Below are 17,164 nucleotides of genomic sequence, written 5' to 3'. Positions count from 1 at the left end.
CCGGTAAAAAAGAGCCTGTCCATTGCCATGGCCATTGATTATAAGGATATCATAAAATGGGGCATAAGAAAAGGGCAAGAATTTTTCTTACAATACACTGGTTGACTTGAATCCCCAGATGAATTATAATACTATCTAACTATGGATAAAAGCGAAAGAGAGGCACTCGTTATGTTAAAAAGCATGACTGGTTTCGGCAGGTGCGAGAATATAACCGATGAATATAAGATTTCTGTCGAAATGAAGGCCGTGAATCACAGATATCTGGATCTGAGTATTAAGATGCCAAAGAAGTTCAATTATTTTGAAGCTTCGATCAGGACCCTTCTTAAGAAATATATCCAGAGAGGAAAGGTTGACCTGTTCATCAATTACGAGGATTATACAGAGGGCAACCTGTGCCTTAAGTATAACCGGGCGCTGGCAGCTGAATATATGGACTATTTCAACAGGATGGCAGAAGAATTTGACATACAAAATGACGTCAAGGTCTCCACACTTGCCAAGTTTCCGGAGGTCTTCTCCATGGAGCAGGTTCCGGATGATGAGGAGCATCTTTGGGAGATCCTGTCCGTTGCCCTTGAGGAGGCGGCTGAAATGTTCGTCCGGTCCAGGGAAGCGGAGGGTGAGCATTTAAAGAAAGACCTGTTAGGAAAACTGGATTACATGACCGGTCTGGTGGACTACATTGAGGAGCGTTCGCCCCAGATACTTGGGGAGTACCGGGCCAAGCTGGAGTCAAAGGTGCAGGACCTGTTAAGCACAACGGCCATTGACGAGGGAAGGATTGCGGCTGAAGTTACAATCTTTGCGGATAAGATCTGCGTGGACGAGGAGACCGTTCGTCTCAGAAGTCATATTGAAAATACAAAGCAGGAACTCTTAAGCGGGGAAAGCATTGGCCGCAAGCTGGATTTCATCGCCCAGGAGATGAACCGGGAAGCCAATACCATCCTGTCTAAATCCACGGATCTCTCCATTTCGGACAAGGCAATTGCTCTGAAGACCGAGATTGAGAAAGTCAGGGAGCAGATACAGAATATTGAATAGGCTGATACCATCAGAACATTGAAAAGTCAGGGGAGTATACCATGAGCCATCAGGGAATATTAGTGGTTGTATCCGGGTTTTCCGGTGCAGGCAAGGGAACACTTATGAAGGAACTGCTGAAGCAGTATGACAACTATGCGCTGTCTGTATCAGCTACCACAAGACAGCCAAGGGAAGGCGAGAGGGATGGGGAGGATTATTTCTTTGTATCCAGGGAGCATTTCCAACAGATGATAGAGGAGAACAAACTGGTGGAGTATGCCCAGTATGTGAACCATTACTACGGGACTCCCAAGGAGTACGTTGACAAGAAGATGTCCGAGGGCAAGGACGTGATCCTGGAGATCGAGATCCAGGGCGCGCTGAAGGTGAAGAAACGCTTCCCTGACGCCCTGCTTTTGTTTGTGACACCGCCCAGCGCGGAGGAACTGCGCCGCCGCCTGGTAGGGAGAGGAACAGAGACCATAGAGGTGATCAATGCAAGGCTGCGCCGCGCGGCTGAGGAAGCGGCAGGCATGGAGGCATACGACTATCTGCTGATCAATGATGAGATCCAGCCCTGTGTGGAGCAGATGCATCAGCTGATCCAGCTTCAGCACAGCAAGACATCTTACCATCTGGATTTCCTCAGCAGGATGCGGGAGGATCTCTACCACCTGGATGACAGGTGATCAAATATAAAAACTGAAAGGGGAATGTAATATGTTACATCCATCATACACAGATTTAATTGACGTAGTAAACAGCGATATCGAGCCGGGAGAGCAGCCGGTTGTACAGAGCCGCTATTCCATCGTGATAGCAGCCTCCAGAAGGGCCAGACAGATCATCGGAGGGGAGGACCCCATGGTGGCCGGTGCGGCAGGGAAGAAGCCCTTATCCATTGCTATTGATGAACTGTATCATCAGAAGGTAAAGATCCTTCCTGAAGAGGAAGAAGTGTCAGAGGAAGATCAGGACCAGAACCAGAACGCATAAAATCATAAGCCGTCTCCTGTACAGTGCAGCAGACAGGGTCATGCCCGGTGCTGCGCTGGAGCCTGTTTGAACATCCGTTCCCCAAGTGTGACACACCTTTGGCGGAAAGAGGATTTCAGACATGCCCTAAGACAGGGATGGCTTAAATGTTTATTAGGAGTAAATTTTATATATGGAAAACATAAAATTATTTTGTGTATCCCTGGGATGCGACAAGAACCTTGTGGATACGGAGAAAATGCTGGGGCTGTTAAACGGCCTGGGCCTTACCTTTACAGATGATGAGACTGAGGCGGATGTGATCCTTGTCAATACATGCTGCTTTATCGGGGATGCCAAGGAGGAGAGCGTCAACACGATCCTGGAAATGGCCCGGTACAGGGAGGAGGGGCGGTGCAGGGCGCTGATCGTGGCGGGCTGCCTGGCTCAGAGATATAAGCAGGAGATCCTTGACGAGATACCGGAGGTGGACGCCATTTTGGGAACCACTTCCTATGAGGAGATAGCCAAAGTGCTGGAGCAGGTCCTGGAAGGGGAAGATAATACTCATATTGCCTGTTTCCATGGACTGGAGGAACTGCCTGACGCCAAGGCCAAGCGCGTGGTGACCACCGGAGGATATTATGCATTTTTAAAGATTTCTGAAGGATGTGATAAGCGCTGCACCTACTGCATCATCCCTTATCTCAGAGGACCTTACCGCAGCGTACCCATAGAAGAACTGGTGGAGGAGGCATCCCAGCTGGCCAGGGACGGGGTAAAGGAACTGATCCTGGTGGCCCAGGAGACAACTCTATACGGAAAGGATATCTATGGTGAGAAATCCCTTCCAAGGCTTCTCCATGAGCTTGGAAAGATCCCGGGCATCCAGTGGATCCGGATCCAGTACTGTTATCCGGAGGAAATTACGGACGAGCTGATCGAGGCCATACGGACCGAGGAAAAGGTGTGCCATTACCTGGATATCCCCATCCAGCATGCCAGCGACCGGATCTTAAAGCGCATGGGCCGCAAGACCAACCGGGCAGAACTGACCGAGCGGATAGGCAGCCTTCGCCGTGCCGTGCCGGATATCGCTCTCAGGACCACCCTGATCTCCGGGTTCCCGGGAGAGACGGAGAGCGACCATGAGGAACTGATGGACTTTGTCAATGAGATGGAGTTTGAGCGTTTGGGTGTATTTACCTACTCCGCAGAGGAGGATACGCCAGCCTATTCCTATCCGGACCAGGTGCCTCAGGAGCTGAAGGAGGAGCGCAGGGGCGAACTGATGGAACTGCAGCAGGACATTGCCTTTGAGCACTGTGAAAATATGGTGGGGCAGGTGCTGACGGTCCTGATCGAGGGCAAAGTGGTGGATGAGCCGGTCTATGTGGGAAGGACTTACATGGATGCACCTAATGTGGACGGAATGATATTTGTGAGTACAGATACGGTTTCCCGGTCCGGTCAGGCGGGAAACGGTGTGGAACTGATGTCCGGCGACTTTGTAAGGGTAAAGGTGACAGGAGCCGCTGAATATGATCTGATAGGAGAGGTGTATGATGAATCTGCCCAATAAACTGACGATTATAAGAGTGTGTATGATTCCTTTTTTTGTAGCCGCATTGCTGTTTGACCATGGCAATAACTATACCATGCGTATTGTAGCAAATGTCCTGTTTATTGTAGCCAGTCTTACGGACCTGTTTGACGGCAAGATTGCCAGGAAATACAATCTGGTGACTAATTTCGGCAAATTCATGGACCCTTTGGCAGATAAACTGCTGGTCTGTTCCGCCCTGATCTGCCTTATTGAGCTGGGACAGCTTCCGGCCTGGGTCGTGATCATTATCATCAGCCGTGAGTTCATTATCAGCGGGTTCCGTCTGGTGGCCGCGGATAACGGGGTGGTCATAGCTGCCAGCTACTGGGGGAAGTTTAAGACTACCTTTCAGATGATCGCTGTTATCCTGCTTATTTTTAATATCCCTGCCCTGGGCATGGTGACCAATATCACTGTGGTCATAGCCGTGGCCCTGACCATCATTTCACTGGTGGATTATGTGGCAAAGAATTATAAGATCCTTACAGAGGGGGGCATGTAGGATGACGGTAGAGTTGATTTCCGTGGGTACGGAACTGCTGATGGGCAATATTGTGAACAGTAATACCCAGTTTCTGGCAGAAAAATGTGCCATGCTTGGTCTGGACATGTATTACCAGGTGACGGTGGGAGATAATTACGGACGTATGAAGGAGGTTGTCAAGACAGCCCTGGGGCGTTCCGACATCATCATACTTACAGGCGGACTGGGCCCCACGGAGGATGATCTGACCAAGGAAGTGTGCGCAGATGTCATGGGCATGGAACTGGTGGAGGATCTTCATACCAGAAAACATCTTGAAGCATTTTTTGAACATAACATATACAGGGAAATACCGGATAACAACTGGAAGATGGCCACCGTGCCCTCCGGCGCCCTGGTGCTGGACAACGGCAACGGCATGGCGCCGGGACTGATACTGGAAAAGGACGGCAAGGCCGCCATCCTCCTTCCCGGACCGCCGGGAGAACTGTACCCCATGTTTGAACAGCAGGTATTTCCATGGCTGTCCGGGCGCCAGCAGTCTGTTCTGGTATCCAGGATGGTAAAAATATGCGGGTGCGGGGAGAGCCAGGTGGAGGAAAGGATTCTGGACCTGATCGACAGTCAGACGAATCCTACCATTGCAACTTATGCCAAGACGGCGGAGGTACACCTGCGCATCACTGCCAGGGGCGCCACGGAGGAAGAGGCCGGCCGGCTGATTGAGCCTGTGCTGGAGGAAGTCAAGGACAGGTTTAAAGAAAAGATCTACACCACGGATGAACACGTGAACCTGGAGACAGCGGTGGTGGAACTCCTTAAGAAACACCGCCTTACCATTTCCACGGCTGAATCATGCACAGGGGGAATGGTGGCTGCAAAGCTGGTAAACGTATCCGGAGTTTCCCAAGTATTTATGCAGGGAATGGTCACCTACTCCAATGAAGCCAAGATGGGACTGCTGGGAGTGAAGGAGGACACGCTGAGAACTTACGGAGCGGTCAGCGAAGAGACCGCAAAGGAGATGGCCTCAGGGGGCGCTGCCGCCAGCGGCACTGATGTGTGTGTTGCCATCACCGGCCTTGCAGGCCCTGAGGGAGGCACGGACAGGAAACCGGTGGGCCTGGTATATATGGCATGCTGCATACAGGGAAATGTGGCTGTGAGGGAATATCATTTTAAGGGCAACAGGGATAAGATACGGGAACAATCCATGATGAAAGCCCTGGACCTGGTGCGCCTGTGCATACTGGATCATGAGGCATCCAGATAATATAAATCACGGAGGCGTTTGAATTTTGGAATCAAGAAGAATCAAAAGACAGCTGTCAGCGGCCTGCAATTACTCCTATACGCGGCTGGCCCTGAATTATTATATGTACTACGAGACATCGCTTGAGGATTCGCTGTTAGGCGGCCGGCTGGCTCCTCTGGGGACTTGTTTTCATGCTCTTTTAAAGGGGTTCCTGGATGGAAACCATGATGTGGACCGCCTGGAGGAACTGAGAAACCGGGTGACCTGCGAGATGGAGGCGGCCACGGCATATACGGATGTATTCCAGGCATATGAATATGTGCTGAACCGTCTGGAAGGCCGTTATGCGCCCCAGCTTCTGGGAGCGGAGGCAGGGGCAGCCCATGAGGATGATATGACGCAGCGCATCATGGACTATATCACGGAAACGGATGAGGCCATGACCATCAATGAACGGATCCGCCTTGTTTTGGGCCAGCTTCCTGTGCGCATGACAAAGCATAAGTTTTTTTCCCTGGTGGAGGAAGGCATGTCCGTCTATAAAGGGGGAAGCAGGGAGGGCTTAAAGGATATGATCTATATCCTGCGCTCCGAGGCATTGTTAAATACCCCAAAGGACATGGTGACCGGGTATGAACAGCTCCACTCCATTTTGGAGGAATTTAAGGGGGCCGACTACAAGGGGATGGAGCCGGAACAGTTCCGCCATCTCACCCAGCAGATGACGGACGCGGGCAGAATCCTGATGGAGGACACTGCCCGGCTTATGCTGCTTATGGAATTGGTAAATGACCTGTATGTGCTTCTTATATCCAGGGACTGCGCCATGATGGAGGTATCCGAGGAGCAGCGCCTGAACGCCATACTTTCCACTGTTCTTTCTCTGTTTGAGGAGGGAAAGAACCAGCCGATCCCGGAAACCGTGACGGACAGCCTGCCACATCTTGAGGGAAAGCAGGAAACATATTTTGAGCAGTGGATGCAGGACGGACTTTGCGCCCGGGAACTGCAGGAGATGAAAAAGCAGGAAGGGGATGCAAAAAAACTGTACCAGGTGGAGCTGCTTTTGTCAGGCAGTTCCTTTATGTCCCTGAATCCCTCCGGGCCGGAGGCGGATCAAACCGTGGACAGCGCTGTGCTCAAAGGGGAATTGGATCTCCTTTTTGAGGAACTGGCACGTTCCTTTGAAGGCCAGCCTAAAGTGCTGGTCCGGGCCATTATGGCCAAGGTCCTTTCCTGCCTTCCTGTTTTCTTTGAATCTCTGGATGAGGTGCGGGAATATGTAAAAAACAGTCTTGTAAGCTGTACGGATGAAATGGAGAAAGCCGTTACCATGAAGCTGATCGGCGATATGATGGAAGAGTAAAAAACTGTGGTCTGATGGATGAAACGCAGTAAGGCAGGGAGTGGATTTATGCGCTGGTGGAAGCATTTGTATATGGGGGACAGGGCCATGAAAAACAGGCCTAATGTCCTTAGAGGGATCCGGGAGGGAAAGGTAATGCCGGACACTTATGTGATTACTCTTCCTGAGAGTGGGAATCATATACTTGACATACGTCCTGTGCTGCTTTTGAAAAAGGAGGAGCGGGAGGAGGATAAGTTTCTGGTCCTGGGGGTGGCCAGCGGATACGGTGAAGCGGCTGAGGTGGTGCGTACCATGGTGGACGATATGTTCCGTCTCACAGGGACCTTTGACTGGAATGCCTTTATGCGCTGCCTGGACGATGGGGACGGGAAGGCTGCGTCCGGGGAAAGTGCTCATTGCGAGGAGGCACAATGATTCATATTCTGCTTATGATATTGAAAATAATCGGAATCATCCTGCTGGTGATCCTGGGGCTCCTGCTCTTTGTCCTGCTGGTGGTTTTGTTTGTCCCGGTGCGCTATAAGCTGGAGGGCGCCTGGCATGGAAAGCCGGAGGGCGTGCTGAGAGCCGGCTGGTTTCTGCATATCCTGTCATTTCGGGCCCTTTACACAAGAGAGGGCGGTCTTAAGATGATCTTTAAGGTCTTTGGCTTTGACCTGCTGAAAGAGCGGAAACGCGGCGTGGCAGAAGCAGTGGAGCATGGCGCAGAGGATTTGATGGGGGACGAGGAACAGAGCCTGTATGACGAACTCCAGGAGGATGAGGCCAGATACAGGAAAGCGGCCCGGGAGAGGGCTTCCAAACCATCGGACAGTCCGGACGGAACAGAACTTGGGGATGGATCTTCTGGGGCTATCTCCAGTGGGGACGGTCATAAAGGGGATGACACGTCAGGGAATGACACGCCGGGGGATGATGTGACAAAAGACACACCGACCCGGGATCAGTCAGGCGGGATCTTTGGTAAACTCCGGTCATTGCAGGAGCGCATAGCAGCCGGGATAAAGGGCTTGTGGGAGAAACTTAAGTTTTCTTTTGCCGGATTTTGTGGTAAGCTAAAAGGGATACAGGCCTTTGTACAGGATAAAAAACAGTGGTTGGAGGATGAAAAGAACCAGGCATCCATCAAACTTCTTTTTAGGCAGACCAGACGTCTTATAGCCCATATATGGCCGGTAAAAGGAAAGGGAACCCTTACCTTTGGCTTCGATGACCCGTATACCACAGGCCAGGTGCTTCAGGCAGTGAGCCTGATCTACCCTTTTTACCATAAGCAGCTGACCGTGCGCCCTGTGTTTGATGAAAAAGTACTGGATGCAGAGGGAAGCTTCAGGGGACGGATACGGCTGGCCGTGGTTTTGTGGCTGGCGTTTCAGGTTTATCTGGATAAACATACCCGCAGGATGATCCGCGGTTTTATAAAATAAAAGAGAAGAGGACATACTATGGCAGAGAATCAGTTCACATCTACAATAGAGACATTATTCAAGGGCATGGACCAGTTTGTCACCACAAAGACCGTGGTGGGGGAACCTGTGCAGGTTGGAGAGACCATTATTGTCCCACTCATTGACGTAACCTGCGGAATGGCGGCCGGAGCATTTGCGGAAGGAAGCAAGCAGAAGCAAAAGGGCGGCGGCGGTATGAGCGCCAAGATGAGTCCAAGCGCCGTGCTGGTGATCCAGAACGGGGTCACTAAGCTGGTAAATGTAAAGAACCAGGATGCCATCACCAAGGTGATCGATATGGCTCCTGATTTTATCAATAAGTTTATGGGCGGCAAACCGGTTGTGTCGGAGGAGACTGTGCAGGCGGCTAAGGATACGGCTGCTGCCTATGACACCGGAAAGACCGAGCATGTGGATCTATAGGATGGGCGTAAACAGGCGCAGCGTGGCAGGTTAAGTGTCACGCTGTTTTTTGGTCTGCAGCCATGAGAGGGAGAAAAGTTGGTCAAAGTGGTCAAAGTTTGCAGACACCCTCTTGCCATTCGTTTACAATTAGGATAGATTGTGATATACTTATAACCCGATAACTCAGTCATAGTTGAATAATACAGGAAGGTTGGTATTATATGTCGTCCAATTCCGATGAAAAATCCTATAAGCCGGTGCAGTCCATTGAGAGGACTTTTAAAATATTGGAAGTGCTTGCAAAGAACCCGGAAGGGCTGTCCCTGCTTGCGCTTTCTGAGCAGACCGGCCTGCCCAGCAGTACGGTACACCGGCTTTTACATACACTGTTCGCATTGGGGTATACAGAGTGGAGGAGTTCCAACAGTTCACCCTATAAGCTGACGTTGCGTCTGTTTGAATATGGGTGCTATTCGGTGGAGAACCGTACGTTTATTCAGAAAGCACACCCCTTTATCAAGCGCCTTTCAGAAGAACTCAAGATGTCTGTGTCTGTCTTTTTGCCCAACAGGCATAATGTGGTTTGTGCGATGAAGTCCACAGAATCATCTGTTCCCGGCGGTCCCAGGCTGGGGGAGTGTATTCCTATGCATTGCTGCGCGGCCGGCAAATGTATCTTATCCCGATTTGATGAGAAAAAACTGGATCATTATATGAGTAATATAACGCCCACCATGTATACGCCAAAGACAAAGACAGCCCTTGAAACACTGACAGAGGATATCGATCAGATCAGGAGGCAGGGGTGGGCGCTGGTGGATGAGGAATACCGAATGGGGGAAGCCTGTATTGCGGTTCCCCTTTCTGACCGGTCCGGCGTTGTGATCGGCGCCATGGGTATTCAACTGTTGTCCGGACAATTTACTCAGGAGCAGACCCGGGAATGGGTGGAGTGTTTGAAACAATATGCCCAATTATTGATGCCGATCCAATAACGGGGCGGTGTGGAGTGAAAGAAAGTGAAAGCGGATCAATGTAAAAAGGCTTAAGCCCTGCAGATGTCAGGGCGTAGGCCTTATTTTTTTGCCTGCAGATGGTAAATCATGGTTGACAAATGTCTGTAAAGATTGTATATTAGTATCATAAATTTCACAATGTGGAAAAAGTAATCCATAAAACGGAATAATAATTCCGATAAGAGAGGGGGAATTAAACAGTGAATTATAATTTTTTAGGTAAAACAGGGCTGAGGGTGTCGAATATCTGTATGGGAACCATGACATTTGGATCCAAGATCTCAACTCAGCAGGAGGTGGACAGGGCTGTGGCCATGGCCTTGGAGGAGGGTATCAATTTTTTTGACACAGCGGATCAGTATGTGGATGGTATGAGCGAGGTAATGCTGGGAAAAGCACTGGGAAAAGCCCGGAAGGAGGCGGTGGTCGCAAGCAAGGTGGGGTATCCCTATAAGGGAAAAACGTTTTTCAGTCTTTCAAGATCCAGCATTTTGGACGGCATAGATGGAACTCTGAAAAGGCTGGGAACCGACTATGTGGATATCTACTATCTTCATGCTCCGGATTATCATACGTCCCTGGAGGAATCCCTGGAGGCAATGAACGATGTTGTACGTCAGGGAAAAGCGCGTTACATCGGAATGTCAAACTATGCTGCATGGCAGCTGTGTGAAGCCATGTATATCTGCCGTAGAAATCATTGGGCGATGCCGGTTGTATCAGAGACATGCTACAATGCATTGACCAGGGATGCGGAGCGGGAACTGGTTCCTTTTTTAATGGATAAGGAAATGGGAATGACGGTCTTTAATCCCCTGGCAGGCGGGCTGCTGACAGGAAAGTACCAGTTTGAGGTACCGGCATCGGGAACCAGGTTTGAGAATCCGGCCTATCAGAAACGATACTGGCGACAGGATAATTTCCATGCCGTGTCGCTGCTTAAGGAAGCAGCGGACCGTTTGGGGATCAGCCTGTTGGAATTAGCCTTTCAGTGGTGCCTGAACAGGGAGTGGGTCACGTCTGTCATCACAGGATTTTCCAGTGTTGCCCAGCTGGAGCATAATATAGCAGCATTAAGAGGAAAGGGGCTTCCCCAGGAAACAATGGATCAGGTCGATGCGGTTTGGAATGAAATAAGCGGAGGAAGAGTTCAGTACAACCGATAATATTTTAATTATACGTAGAAAAAATGGAGGGTATTTTGATGAAAAAACGTATTATTGCTGGTATACTGGGGTTAACATTAGCACTAACTTCTATTACGGGATGCTCTGGTTCGGGCAACTCAAACACATCATCAGGCGGCCAGGCACAGGCGGACGCAGGCGCAGCGGCTGATTATCCTGAAAAGAATATCACGATCATCCTGCCCTATGGGGCCGGCAGTTCCCAGGAAGCCCTTCTGAGGGTGGCGTGTAAGTACGTAGAGAAAAACTACAATTTTAAGAAATCCTTTGTGATCAGCAACCAGGAAGGCGGATCGGGGGAGATGGGGCTGACCGCTGCTTTTAATGCGCCTCATGACGGATATACATTGGCCATGTTCCACTCTCCCCACATTGCCCTAAAGCTTGTAAGAGGGGATTCGTGTAAATTTTCCTATGAGGATTTCATGCCCATCACTAATTTCATGACAGACCCATGCTCATGGCTGATTAACAGCGAGAATGCAGGGAAGTATCCGGATTTCGGCGCCCTGGTAGAGGCGGCGAAAGCAGCTCCGGGTACCGTCTCCGTGGCATGTGGTGGTGTCAATACTTCGGAGGGGCGTCTGATCAAGCAGATCCAGAGAGCAACAGGTGCGGAATTTAAGATAGTACCCATTGATAACGATGCTGAGTTTGTCTCCATGCTTCGCGGCAATCACGTGGACGCATTGGTCACACAGGTAGGCGATGTGATGGCTCCTATTGAGGAAGGCGTGTTCATCCCCTTATGCGTGGGCACCAGTGAGAGAATCGAGACACTGGCAGATGTCCCAACCCTTAAGGAGCTGGGCTATGATATTGAGAGCTATTCCATGCGTTCACTGGCCGCTTTAAAGGGAACTCCAGATGATATTTACGAACTGTTGTGCAAGGCATTTGATGAAGCCATGCATTCGGAGGAGGTAACGAAAAAGGCAGAGGAGCTGGGGGTTACCATTGACTATAAGACTCCGGAGGAGGTCTATGCCATGTGGGGAGAGATCGACAAGGCAAACCGAAAAGAGTGGGAGGTAGACCCCTGGAATTAAGGATCCATTGCACCTGGCATCTGGATAACAGATGCCAGATGCCTGTGATGAGGAGGAAATGTGCAAATGCAGATTTATAATTTTGTTATGGCTGCTGTTATGTATGTTATCAGCGGGATTATGTTTTGGCAGATGAAGGGGATCGATGCGCCGGATTCACGTATTCTGCCCACGGTCGTGGCTGTTATACTGATCGTGCTGTCCACTGTGCTGGTGGTTGAGCAGCTCATAAAAATGAAAAAGAACCAGGCAGAAAACTACGATTTTAAAAATACATCCAGGGGTATGGCGGTGGTACTGATCCTTTTGGTATTCGCCATATGTGCGGAGTTATTCGGCTTTTTTGTATGTACGCCTTTCTTTATATTCTTCACCATGCTGTTTTTGGGACAGCGGAACAAAGCAGTGTTGATCCTGGTCCCTGTCATTGCCACAGCGGTTGTTGTGGTGGTGTTCCGGCTCATCTTTCAGGTTCCTTTGCCGGAAGGCACGGTTTTTAACATATTTAATTTATTCTGATAAGGGGGTGCGGATATGATAATCGAATATATTCAGGCGCTTTTAGTACCGGATGTTATATTGTGGATGCTTATCGGCTCTGTTGTAGGGGTGATCCTGGGCGCACTGCCGGGACTGGGGCCTGAGACTGGAATTGCCTTATTCCTTCCACTCACATTTTCACTTGAACCTGTTACAGCCCTTGCATGCCTGGGCGCTATCTATATTTCAGGTGTATTTGGAGGTAATATCACAGCAATTCTGTTAAATACACCGGGGACACCAGATTCTTTATTTCTGACATGGGACGGATATCCCATGACAAAGAGGGGAAAGGGGGAAAGGGCCCTGGCTGTCTCTACGATCGGAGCATTTGTAGGCGGGATCGTGGGCTCCCTAGCTCTTTTGTTCCTGGCATCAGTGGTGGCAAAGGCAGCGGTTGCCATGGGTCCTCTGGAAATGTTTCTGGTTACCCTGATCGGCATCTGTGTGATCGTAAGCCTTACACAGAAGTCCATGCTGAAAGGATTTATGAGTGCCGCCCTGGGATTTGCAGTATCATTCATAGGAACAGACAATTTTACCTCAGAGCAGCGTTTTACCTTTGGCCGTCTGGAACTGTTTGACGGAGTGCCTCTTTTGCCCGTGATACTAGGCATGTTCGCTATTTCACAGATGATCATGCTGGTGGTTTCGGGAAGAGATAAGATCACGGAGATCCAGCCCTCTAAAGAGCGGTCAAAGGAGGAGGCAAAAGAGGACAGGATCACATTTAAAGATATAAGAAAGCTTATGGGACCCATGCTCCGTTCTTCTGTCATAGGAACCTTGATCGGAATCGTGCCGGGAGCGGGAGGAACCACAGCTTCGGGATTGTGCTACGAAATTGAGAAAAAGATATCCAGGCATCCGGAAGAATTTGGGGATGGAAGCGAAGTGGGGATAGCGGCCATTTCATCTTCCATCAGCGCTGTGGTAGGGGGATCACTGATCCCGCTTATCACCCTTGCCATACCTGGATGTTCCACGGCGGCCTTGTTTCTCGGTGCATTGCTGACACAGGGGTTGGCTCCGGGTGAACGGCTTTTTACCACCAACGCAGGGATTGTATATCCATTTATGATCAGTATTGTACTGTCCCAGTTCCTGCTTTTGTTTTTCGGACTGTATGGCAGCCGGTATTTTGCAAAACTGACAACTGTCAAAAATTCCATATTGATTCCGGTCATACTTGTGTTTACGTTGGTTGGTGCCTATACCACCCGTAACATGACGTTTGATGTGATCCTTATGCTGGTTTTCGCAGTGATTGCATATTGTTGGGAAAAAATGGATATTCCTGCCTCGCCCTTTGTTCTGGCCTTTGTGCTGGGACCCAGCGCGGAAAGCCGTTTCAGGCGTGCCCTGCTTTTGCTGGAAAGCGACATGATATCCACGCTGTTTAAACCATTACCCCTGCTTCTGCTGACCGTTAACCTGCTTTTGGTGTTATGGCCCCTGTACAGCAAGTGGCAGGAGTACAGGAAACATAAAAGGAGAGTATAAAAGTAAAGGAGATTTATTATCATGCAGTTAATGACAAAAAGGGAAAGAGTTATGGCAGCGATCAGGGGTGAGGAGGTGGATAAGGTGCCCTTCAGCCTTTGGTATCATCTGCCTCATCTGGATCAGGACCCGATTGCTCTGGCGGAGGAACAGATTCATCTGGCAAAGCTGTATGATCTGGATTTTATTAAGATGATGCCTTTTGGAAATTATGTGGCGCAGGATTATGGGTTAAGCGTGGACTTTTTTTGTACCAGGACTCAGCCAGCCTTTGAGCGCAAATTCGGGATAGAATCGCCTGACGAATGGCTTCAGATCGAACCGTTGAGCGCTACGTACGGTACATATGGGAAGCAGCTGCAGCTGTCCCTTCAGATGAAGAAACGGCTGAAAGAAGATATACCATATGTACAAACCATATTCAGCCCTTTGACTGTTGCGAAAAAGCTGGCGGGAAGCCGTGTGTTTGAGGATATGCGCAATTATCCTGACTATCTCCACAAGGCGTTGGCTGCCATCACGGAGACAACCATTAATTTTGTAAAGGCAAATATTGATGCAGGGGTTTCCGGTTTCTTTTTTGCAACTCAGTGCGCCACCAGGGATTACCTGACCCTGGAGGAGCACAGTGGGTTTGGAGAGGCATATGACCGCCGTGTGATCGAGGCTTATGCGGACATTACTCCTTTTAACATTCTCCATATCCACGGTCCCAATACATATTTTAAGCAGCTGGCAGAATACCCGGTGAATTGTATCAACTGGCATGACCGCTGGGTGGAGCCTGATATGAAGACTGCCAGGACGATGTCGGATAAATGCTTTTTGGGCGGAATCAATGAAAAGTGGCTGGAACATGCAGAGTATGATGAGGTGGGGGAACACCTTAGGCAGGCGGTGGAGACAGCCGGGCGAAGGAGCCTTATGCTGACGCCGGGCTGCTGCATTGAACTGGATACCTCGGAAAAGAACCTGCTGGCAGCCTCTGTGGCAGCTCACGGTCTGTAAATACAACAAGTCAGGAAAAGGAGGATAAAATAATAATGCAGAGGATCGAAACCGTTACCATTATCGGACTGGGAAGAACCGCCAGGGCTGCTGCTGCCTATCTTATGGACAAAGGAGTACATGTCACCATGTGGGGGCGCAGCAGGGACCGTGTAAATGAAATCCGGGAGCATGGGATGGAAATCACAGGCTGCTGCATGGGACACTACTGCCCGGAAACAACAGATGACCTGGCGCAGGGGCTGGAGCATGCACAGCTGGTCCTTGTTATGACCCTGGCGTCAGGGCACCGTGACGTGGCCCGGCAGATGAAGGGATGCCTGCGGCCGGGACAGGACATATTGATATTTAACGGGAACTGGGGAGCCTACGAATTCTATCAGGAACTGGGAAATGTATGGAAATCCCATCAGATCACCATTGGGGAAACGGGCAGCATGCTTTTTCTGGCAGACTATGCTGAGGGGGCATGCTATGTTAAAAGCATCAAGAAAGAGATTGGTGCTGCCGCGGTCCCTGCATCTGAGACCTCTGCAATGTGCGGCAGGCTTAAGCAGCTGTTTCCCCAGCTTGTGCCAGAAGAAAATGTGATCAGCACGTCCATCAATTCTTCCAATCCGGTTATGCACGTTCCCGTCACCCTGTTTAATATCACAAGGATGGAAAATGGGGAGGACTATTCCTTTTACGGTGACGCTGCCACCAAAAGGGTTCTGGGGGTAGTGGAAAAGGCGGACAGGGAACGCTGTGATGTGGCCCGGGCAGCAGGAGTGAAACCCAAAAGCTGCCTGGAGATCATTAACAGCTTTTGGCCGAACAAGTACGATACACTGTTTGAGGCAATCAAGAATAACCAGGCATACGTATCAGGCAAAGGACCAAGGACCATAAAACACAGATACCTGGAAGAGGATATTCCTTTTGGGATTGCGCCCATTGCCCGTCTGGGGCGGATGTTTGGGGTGGCAACCCCATGTATTGATGTGCTGCTGGATGCTTTTGGGGTTTTGCTGGATGTGGATGCTGCCAAAGATGCGCCCTGCTTCTCGGCAGGAATTTTGCAGGAACTGTCAAAGGATTGATGGTAATGAATCCTGAAATTCTGCATATGATGAAGTATAGCTTGTTGCAGAATGGGGGATATGATTAGATATGAAAAGAATATGCGGACTTATGCTGTTCTGCTTCGGACTGGGGATGGCAGTTCTGCTCTTTATTCCGGAGACAATCTTTACCTTCCTGTTCGTTATCGGCTGTCTTGTATTGGGATATAATCTTTTTTGCTGTTGATAGAGCGAATCGAAGAGGAATAAAAAGAAGAACATGGAGCCATCAGGCTGCTGAAGGACAGCGGCCCGGTGGCTCTTTAGGATGTTTTGATTGAAATAAAATAAAACAAAAAAGAAGACATTGCCAAAGCTGTCATAAGCTTCGCAATGTCTTCATCCGTGACTTGAATTCTGTTTCATTAAGCTCTTTCTACAAGGCCGGAACGTAAGCAGGAAGTACATACGTACATTCTCTGGGTCCCACCGTTTACCTTGACTTTAACAGACTTAACGTTCGCTTTCCACATCTTGTTGGATCTTCTATGGGAATGGCTCACTTTGTTACCGAAATGAGCTGCCTTTTCACAGATTACACACTTAGCCATACTATTGCACCTCCTTAGCACGTTACTTGGATTCTTATGTTTTAGAAAAATCCACAACAAATGTATGATACCAGAATCTGATAAAATTTGCAAGTGAAAAAACAAAAATTTATTTCTTTTTTTCAGAAAATAGTGTATACTGTCTCTAGTAAAGGAATCTTCGCAATACAAATGCCTAAAAAACCGGCTGAGTATGGCGGGGTACTTTCGCATATAAACGTCCAAAGAACAGACGCTTATATGCTCAATGTAAAGATTGGAGGCATGTGTATGAAGGGAAGAATCAGCAATAAGATGGGTGAAATACAGATCAACCCGGACGTGATTGCTTTATATGCAGGAACCATCGCGGTAGAGTGTTTTGGCATTGTCGGTATGGCGGCAGTCAGCATGAAAGACGGGCTGGTCAAACTGTTGAAAAGAGAGAGCCTGACTCATGGTATAAATGTGGTTATTAATGATAACAGGATATCCTTTGATTTTCATGTAATCGTATCCTATGGGGTCAGCATATCCGCAGTATCTGACAACTTAATCGAAAGCGTGAAATATAGAGTAGAAGAATTCACCGGCATGGAGGTTGAGAAGATCAACATCTTTGTGGAAGGTGTGAGAGTGATTGATTAGGAGGAA

The 17,164-nt window shown here is 49.3% G+C and carries 20 protein-coding genes; 19 read left to right on the top strand and 1 reads right to left on the bottom strand.

Annotated features, from left to right (window positions below; all coding sequences use genetic code 11):
• Positions 1 to 171: 171 nt before the first annotated feature.
• From ABID13_RS07555 to ABID13_RS07470, 18 genes are all read left to right on the top strand, one after another.
• Positions 172 to 1,050, top strand: a complete 879-nt coding sequence (locus ABID13_RS07555) for a YicC/YloC family endoribonuclease (protein WP_045091335.1) — start codon at positions 172 to 174, stop codon at positions 1,048 to 1,050.
• Positions 1,051 to 1,091: 41 nt separating this feature from the next.
• Positions 1,092 to 1,721 carry a guanylate kinase gene (gmk, locus tag ABID13_RS07550; RefSeq protein ID WP_007864277.1) on the top strand — a complete coding sequence of 210 codons (630 nt, stop codon included), beginning with the start codon at positions 1,092 to 1,094 and terminating at the stop codon, positions 1,719 to 1,721.
• 31 nt (positions 1,722 to 1,752) lie between these two features.
• On the top strand, positions 1,753 to 2,028 hold the full coding sequence (gene rpoZ, locus ABID13_RS07545; RefSeq protein WP_045091334.1) for a DNA-directed RNA polymerase subunit omega: 276 nt from the start codon (positions 1,753 to 1,755) through the stop codon (positions 2,026 to 2,028).
• 172 nt (positions 2,029 to 2,200) lie between these two features.
• Complete coding sequence (rimO, locus tag ABID13_RS07540) at positions 2,201 to 3,589, top strand: 30S ribosomal protein S12 methylthiotransferase RimO (RefSeq protein WP_007864281.1); 1,389 nt, start codon at positions 2,201 to 2,203, stop codon at positions 3,587 to 3,589.
• The gene (pgsA, locus tag ABID13_RS07535; RefSeq protein WP_048930512.1) at positions 3,573 to 4,115 is read left to right on the top strand and encodes a CDP-diacylglycerol--glycerol-3-phosphate 3-phosphatidyltransferase; all 543 of its coding nucleotides are present in this window, start codon (positions 3,573 to 3,575) and stop codon (positions 4,113 to 4,115) included. Before rimO ends, pgsA begins: the two co-directional genes overlap by 17 nt.
• A 1-nt stretch (position 4,116) precedes the next feature.
• Entirely contained in the window at positions 4,117 to 5,370 is a 1,254-nt protein-coding gene (locus ABID13_RS07530) for a competence/damage-inducible protein A (RefSeq protein WP_045091332.1), read from the top strand.
• Between the two features lie 25 nt (positions 5,371 to 5,395).
• Complete coding sequence (locus ABID13_RS07525; protein WP_045091331.1) at positions 5,396 to 6,718, top strand: hypothetical protein; 1,323 nt, start codon at positions 5,396 to 5,398, stop codon at positions 6,716 to 6,718.
• A gap of 72 nt (positions 6,719 to 6,790) precedes the next feature.
• A complete protein-coding gene (locus ABID13_RS07520) occupies positions 6,791 to 7,135 on the top strand; it encodes a hypothetical protein (RefSeq protein ID WP_045091330.1) in 345 nt (114 codons plus the stop codon).
• Positions 7,132 to 8,148, top strand: a complete 1,017-nt coding sequence (locus ABID13_RS07515; protein WP_045091329.1) for a DUF2953 domain-containing protein — start codon at positions 7,132 to 7,134, stop codon at positions 8,146 to 8,148. The genes ABID13_RS07520 and ABID13_RS07515 overlap by 4 nt, the downstream gene beginning before the upstream one ends.
• An 18-nt stretch (positions 8,149 to 8,166) precedes the next feature.
• Positions 8,167 to 8,592 (top strand): GerW family sporulation protein, encoded by a 426-nt coding sequence (locus tag ABID13_RS07510; protein WP_045091328.1) that lies wholly within the window; start codon positions 8,167 to 8,169, stop codon positions 8,590 to 8,592.
• A gap of 203 nt (positions 8,593 to 8,795) precedes the next feature.
• Positions 8,796 to 9,569, top strand: coding sequence for an IclR family transcriptional regulator (locus ABID13_RS07505; protein ID WP_007864300.1), 774 nt, complete (start codon positions 8,796 to 8,798; stop codon positions 9,567 to 9,569).
• Between the two features lie 221 nt (positions 9,570 to 9,790).
• Positions 9,791 to 10,756, top strand: a complete 966-nt coding sequence (locus ABID13_RS07500) for an aldo/keto reductase (protein WP_007864304.1) — start codon at positions 9,791 to 9,793, stop codon at positions 10,754 to 10,756.
• A 38-nt stretch (positions 10,757 to 10,794) separates the two neighbouring features.
• Positions 10,795 to 11,826 carry a tripartite tricarboxylate transporter substrate binding protein gene (locus tag ABID13_RS07495; protein WP_048930511.1) on the top strand — a complete coding sequence of 344 codons (1,032 nt, stop codon included), beginning with the start codon at positions 10,795 to 10,797 and terminating at the stop codon, positions 11,824 to 11,826.
• Between the two features lie 66 nt (positions 11,827 to 11,892).
• A complete protein-coding gene (locus ABID13_RS07490) occupies positions 11,893 to 12,345 on the top strand; it encodes a tripartite tricarboxylate transporter TctB family protein (RefSeq protein WP_007864311.1) in 453 nt (150 codons plus the stop codon).
• Positions 12,346 to 12,360: 15 nt separating this feature from the next.
• Positions 12,361 to 13,869, top strand: a complete 1,509-nt coding sequence (locus tag ABID13_RS07485; RefSeq protein WP_048930510.1) for a tripartite tricarboxylate transporter permease — start codon at positions 12,361 to 12,363, stop codon at positions 13,867 to 13,869.
• A gap of 21 nt (positions 13,870 to 13,890) precedes the next feature.
• Positions 13,891 to 14,877 carry a uroporphyrinogen decarboxylase family protein gene (locus ABID13_RS07480; protein WP_195415495.1) on the top strand — a complete coding sequence of 329 codons (987 nt, stop codon included), beginning with the start codon at positions 13,891 to 13,893 and terminating at the stop codon, positions 14,875 to 14,877.
• 35 nt (positions 14,878 to 14,912) lie between these two features.
• Complete coding sequence (locus tag ABID13_RS07475; protein WP_048930509.1) at positions 14,913 to 15,959, top strand: NAD/NADP octopine/nopaline dehydrogenase family protein; 1,047 nt, start codon at positions 14,913 to 14,915, stop codon at positions 15,957 to 15,959.
• Between the two features lie 70 nt (positions 15,960 to 16,029).
• Positions 16,030 to 16,167: a hypothetical protein gene (locus ABID13_RS07470; RefSeq protein WP_166436606.1), complete on the top strand. Its 138-nt coding sequence runs from the start codon at positions 16,030 to 16,032 to the stop codon at positions 16,165 to 16,167.
• A gap of 178 nt (positions 16,168 to 16,345) precedes the next feature.
• Here the strand turns inward: ABID13_RS07470 and rpmB are convergent, their stop codons facing one another.
• Positions 16,346 to 16,531, bottom strand: a complete 186-nt coding sequence (gene rpmB, locus ABID13_RS07465; protein ID WP_007864321.1) for a 50S ribosomal protein L28 — start codon at positions 16,529 to 16,531, stop codon at positions 16,346 to 16,348.
• Positions 16,532 to 16,801: 270 nt separating this feature from the next.
• Here rpmB and ABID13_RS07460 point away from each other — a divergent pair, with 270 nt between their 5' ends.
• Complete coding sequence (locus ABID13_RS07460) at positions 16,802 to 17,158, top strand: Asp23/Gls24 family envelope stress response protein (protein ID WP_007864323.1); 357 nt, start codon at positions 16,802 to 16,804, stop codon at positions 17,156 to 17,158.
• Positions 17,159 to 17,164 lie beyond the last annotated feature (6 nt).

The organism is Enterocloster citroniae, assembly GCF_040545455.1.
In the GTDB taxonomy this organism is placed as follows: domain Bacteria; phylum Bacillota; class Clostridia; order Lachnospirales; family Lachnospiraceae; genus Enterocloster; species Enterocloster citroniae.
The sequence above is the reverse complement of the archived record's forward strand: the minus strand, read 5'-3'. Positions and strand labels throughout refer to the sequence as shown.

Excerpts from the sequence above, each read along its gene's own strand:
- ABID13_RS07480 (WP_195415495.1), top strand. The coding sequence starts at position 13,891 with ATGCAGTTAATGACAAAAAGGGAAAGAGTTATGGCAGCGATCAGGGGT.
- pgsA (WP_048930512.1), top strand. The coding sequence starts at position 3,573 with ATGAATCTGCCCAATAAACTGACGATTATAAGAGTGTGTATGATTCCT.
- ABID13_RS07485 (WP_048930510.1), top strand. The coding sequence starts at position 12,361 with ATGATAATCGAATATATTCAGGCGCTTTTAGTACCGGATGTTATATTG.
- ABID13_RS07510 (WP_045091328.1), top strand. The coding sequence starts at position 8,167 with ATGGCAGAGAATCAGTTCACATCTACAATAGAGACATTATTCAAGGGC.
- ABID13_RS07505 (WP_007864300.1), top strand. The coding sequence starts at position 8,796 with ATGTCGTCCAATTCCGATGAAAAATCCTATAAGCCGGTGCAGTCCATT.
- ABID13_RS07530 (WP_045091332.1), top strand. The coding sequence starts at position 4,117 with ATGACGGTAGAGTTGATTTCCGTGGGTACGGAACTGCTGATGGGCAAT.
- ABID13_RS07490 (WP_007864311.1), top strand. The coding sequence starts at position 11,893 with ATGCAGATTTATAATTTTGTTATGGCTGCTGTTATGTATGTTATCAGC.
- gmk (WP_007864277.1), top strand. The coding sequence starts at position 1,092 with ATGAGCCATCAGGGAATATTAGTGGTTGTATCCGGGTTTTCCGGTGCA.
- ABID13_RS07475 (WP_048930509.1), top strand. The coding sequence starts at position 14,913 with ATGCAGAGGATCGAAACCGTTACCATTATCGGACTGGGAAGAACCGCC.
- rimO (WP_007864281.1), top strand. The coding sequence starts at position 2,201 with ATGGAAAACATAAAATTATTTTGTGTATCCCTGGGATGCGACAAGAAC.
- ABID13_RS07495 (WP_048930511.1), top strand. The coding sequence starts at position 10,795 with ATGAAAAAACGTATTATTGCTGGTATACTGGGGTTAACATTAGCACTA.
- ABID13_RS07470 (WP_166436606.1), top strand. The coding sequence starts at position 16,030 with ATGAAAAGAATATGCGGACTTATGCTGTTCTGCTTCGGACTGGGGATG.
- ABID13_RS07515 (WP_045091329.1), top strand. The coding sequence starts at position 7,132 with ATGATTCATATTCTGCTTATGATATTGAAAATAATCGGAATCATCCTG.
- ABID13_RS07460 (WP_007864323.1), top strand. The coding sequence starts at position 16,802 with ATGAAGGGAAGAATCAGCAATAAGATGGGTGAAATACAGATCAACCCG.
- rpoZ (WP_045091334.1), top strand. The coding sequence starts at position 1,753 with ATGTTACATCCATCATACACAGATTTAATTGACGTAGTAAACAGCGAT.
- ABID13_RS07520 (WP_045091330.1), top strand. The coding sequence starts at position 6,791 with ATGGGGGACAGGGCCATGAAAAACAGGCCTAATGTCCTTAGAGGGATC.
- ABID13_RS07555 (WP_045091335.1), top strand. The coding sequence starts at position 172 with ATGTTAAAAAGCATGACTGGTTTCGGCAGGTGCGAGAATATAACCGAT.
- rpmB (WP_007864321.1), bottom strand. The coding sequence starts at position 16,531 with ATGGCTAAGTGTGTAATCTGTGAAAAGGCAGCTCATTTCGGTAACAAA.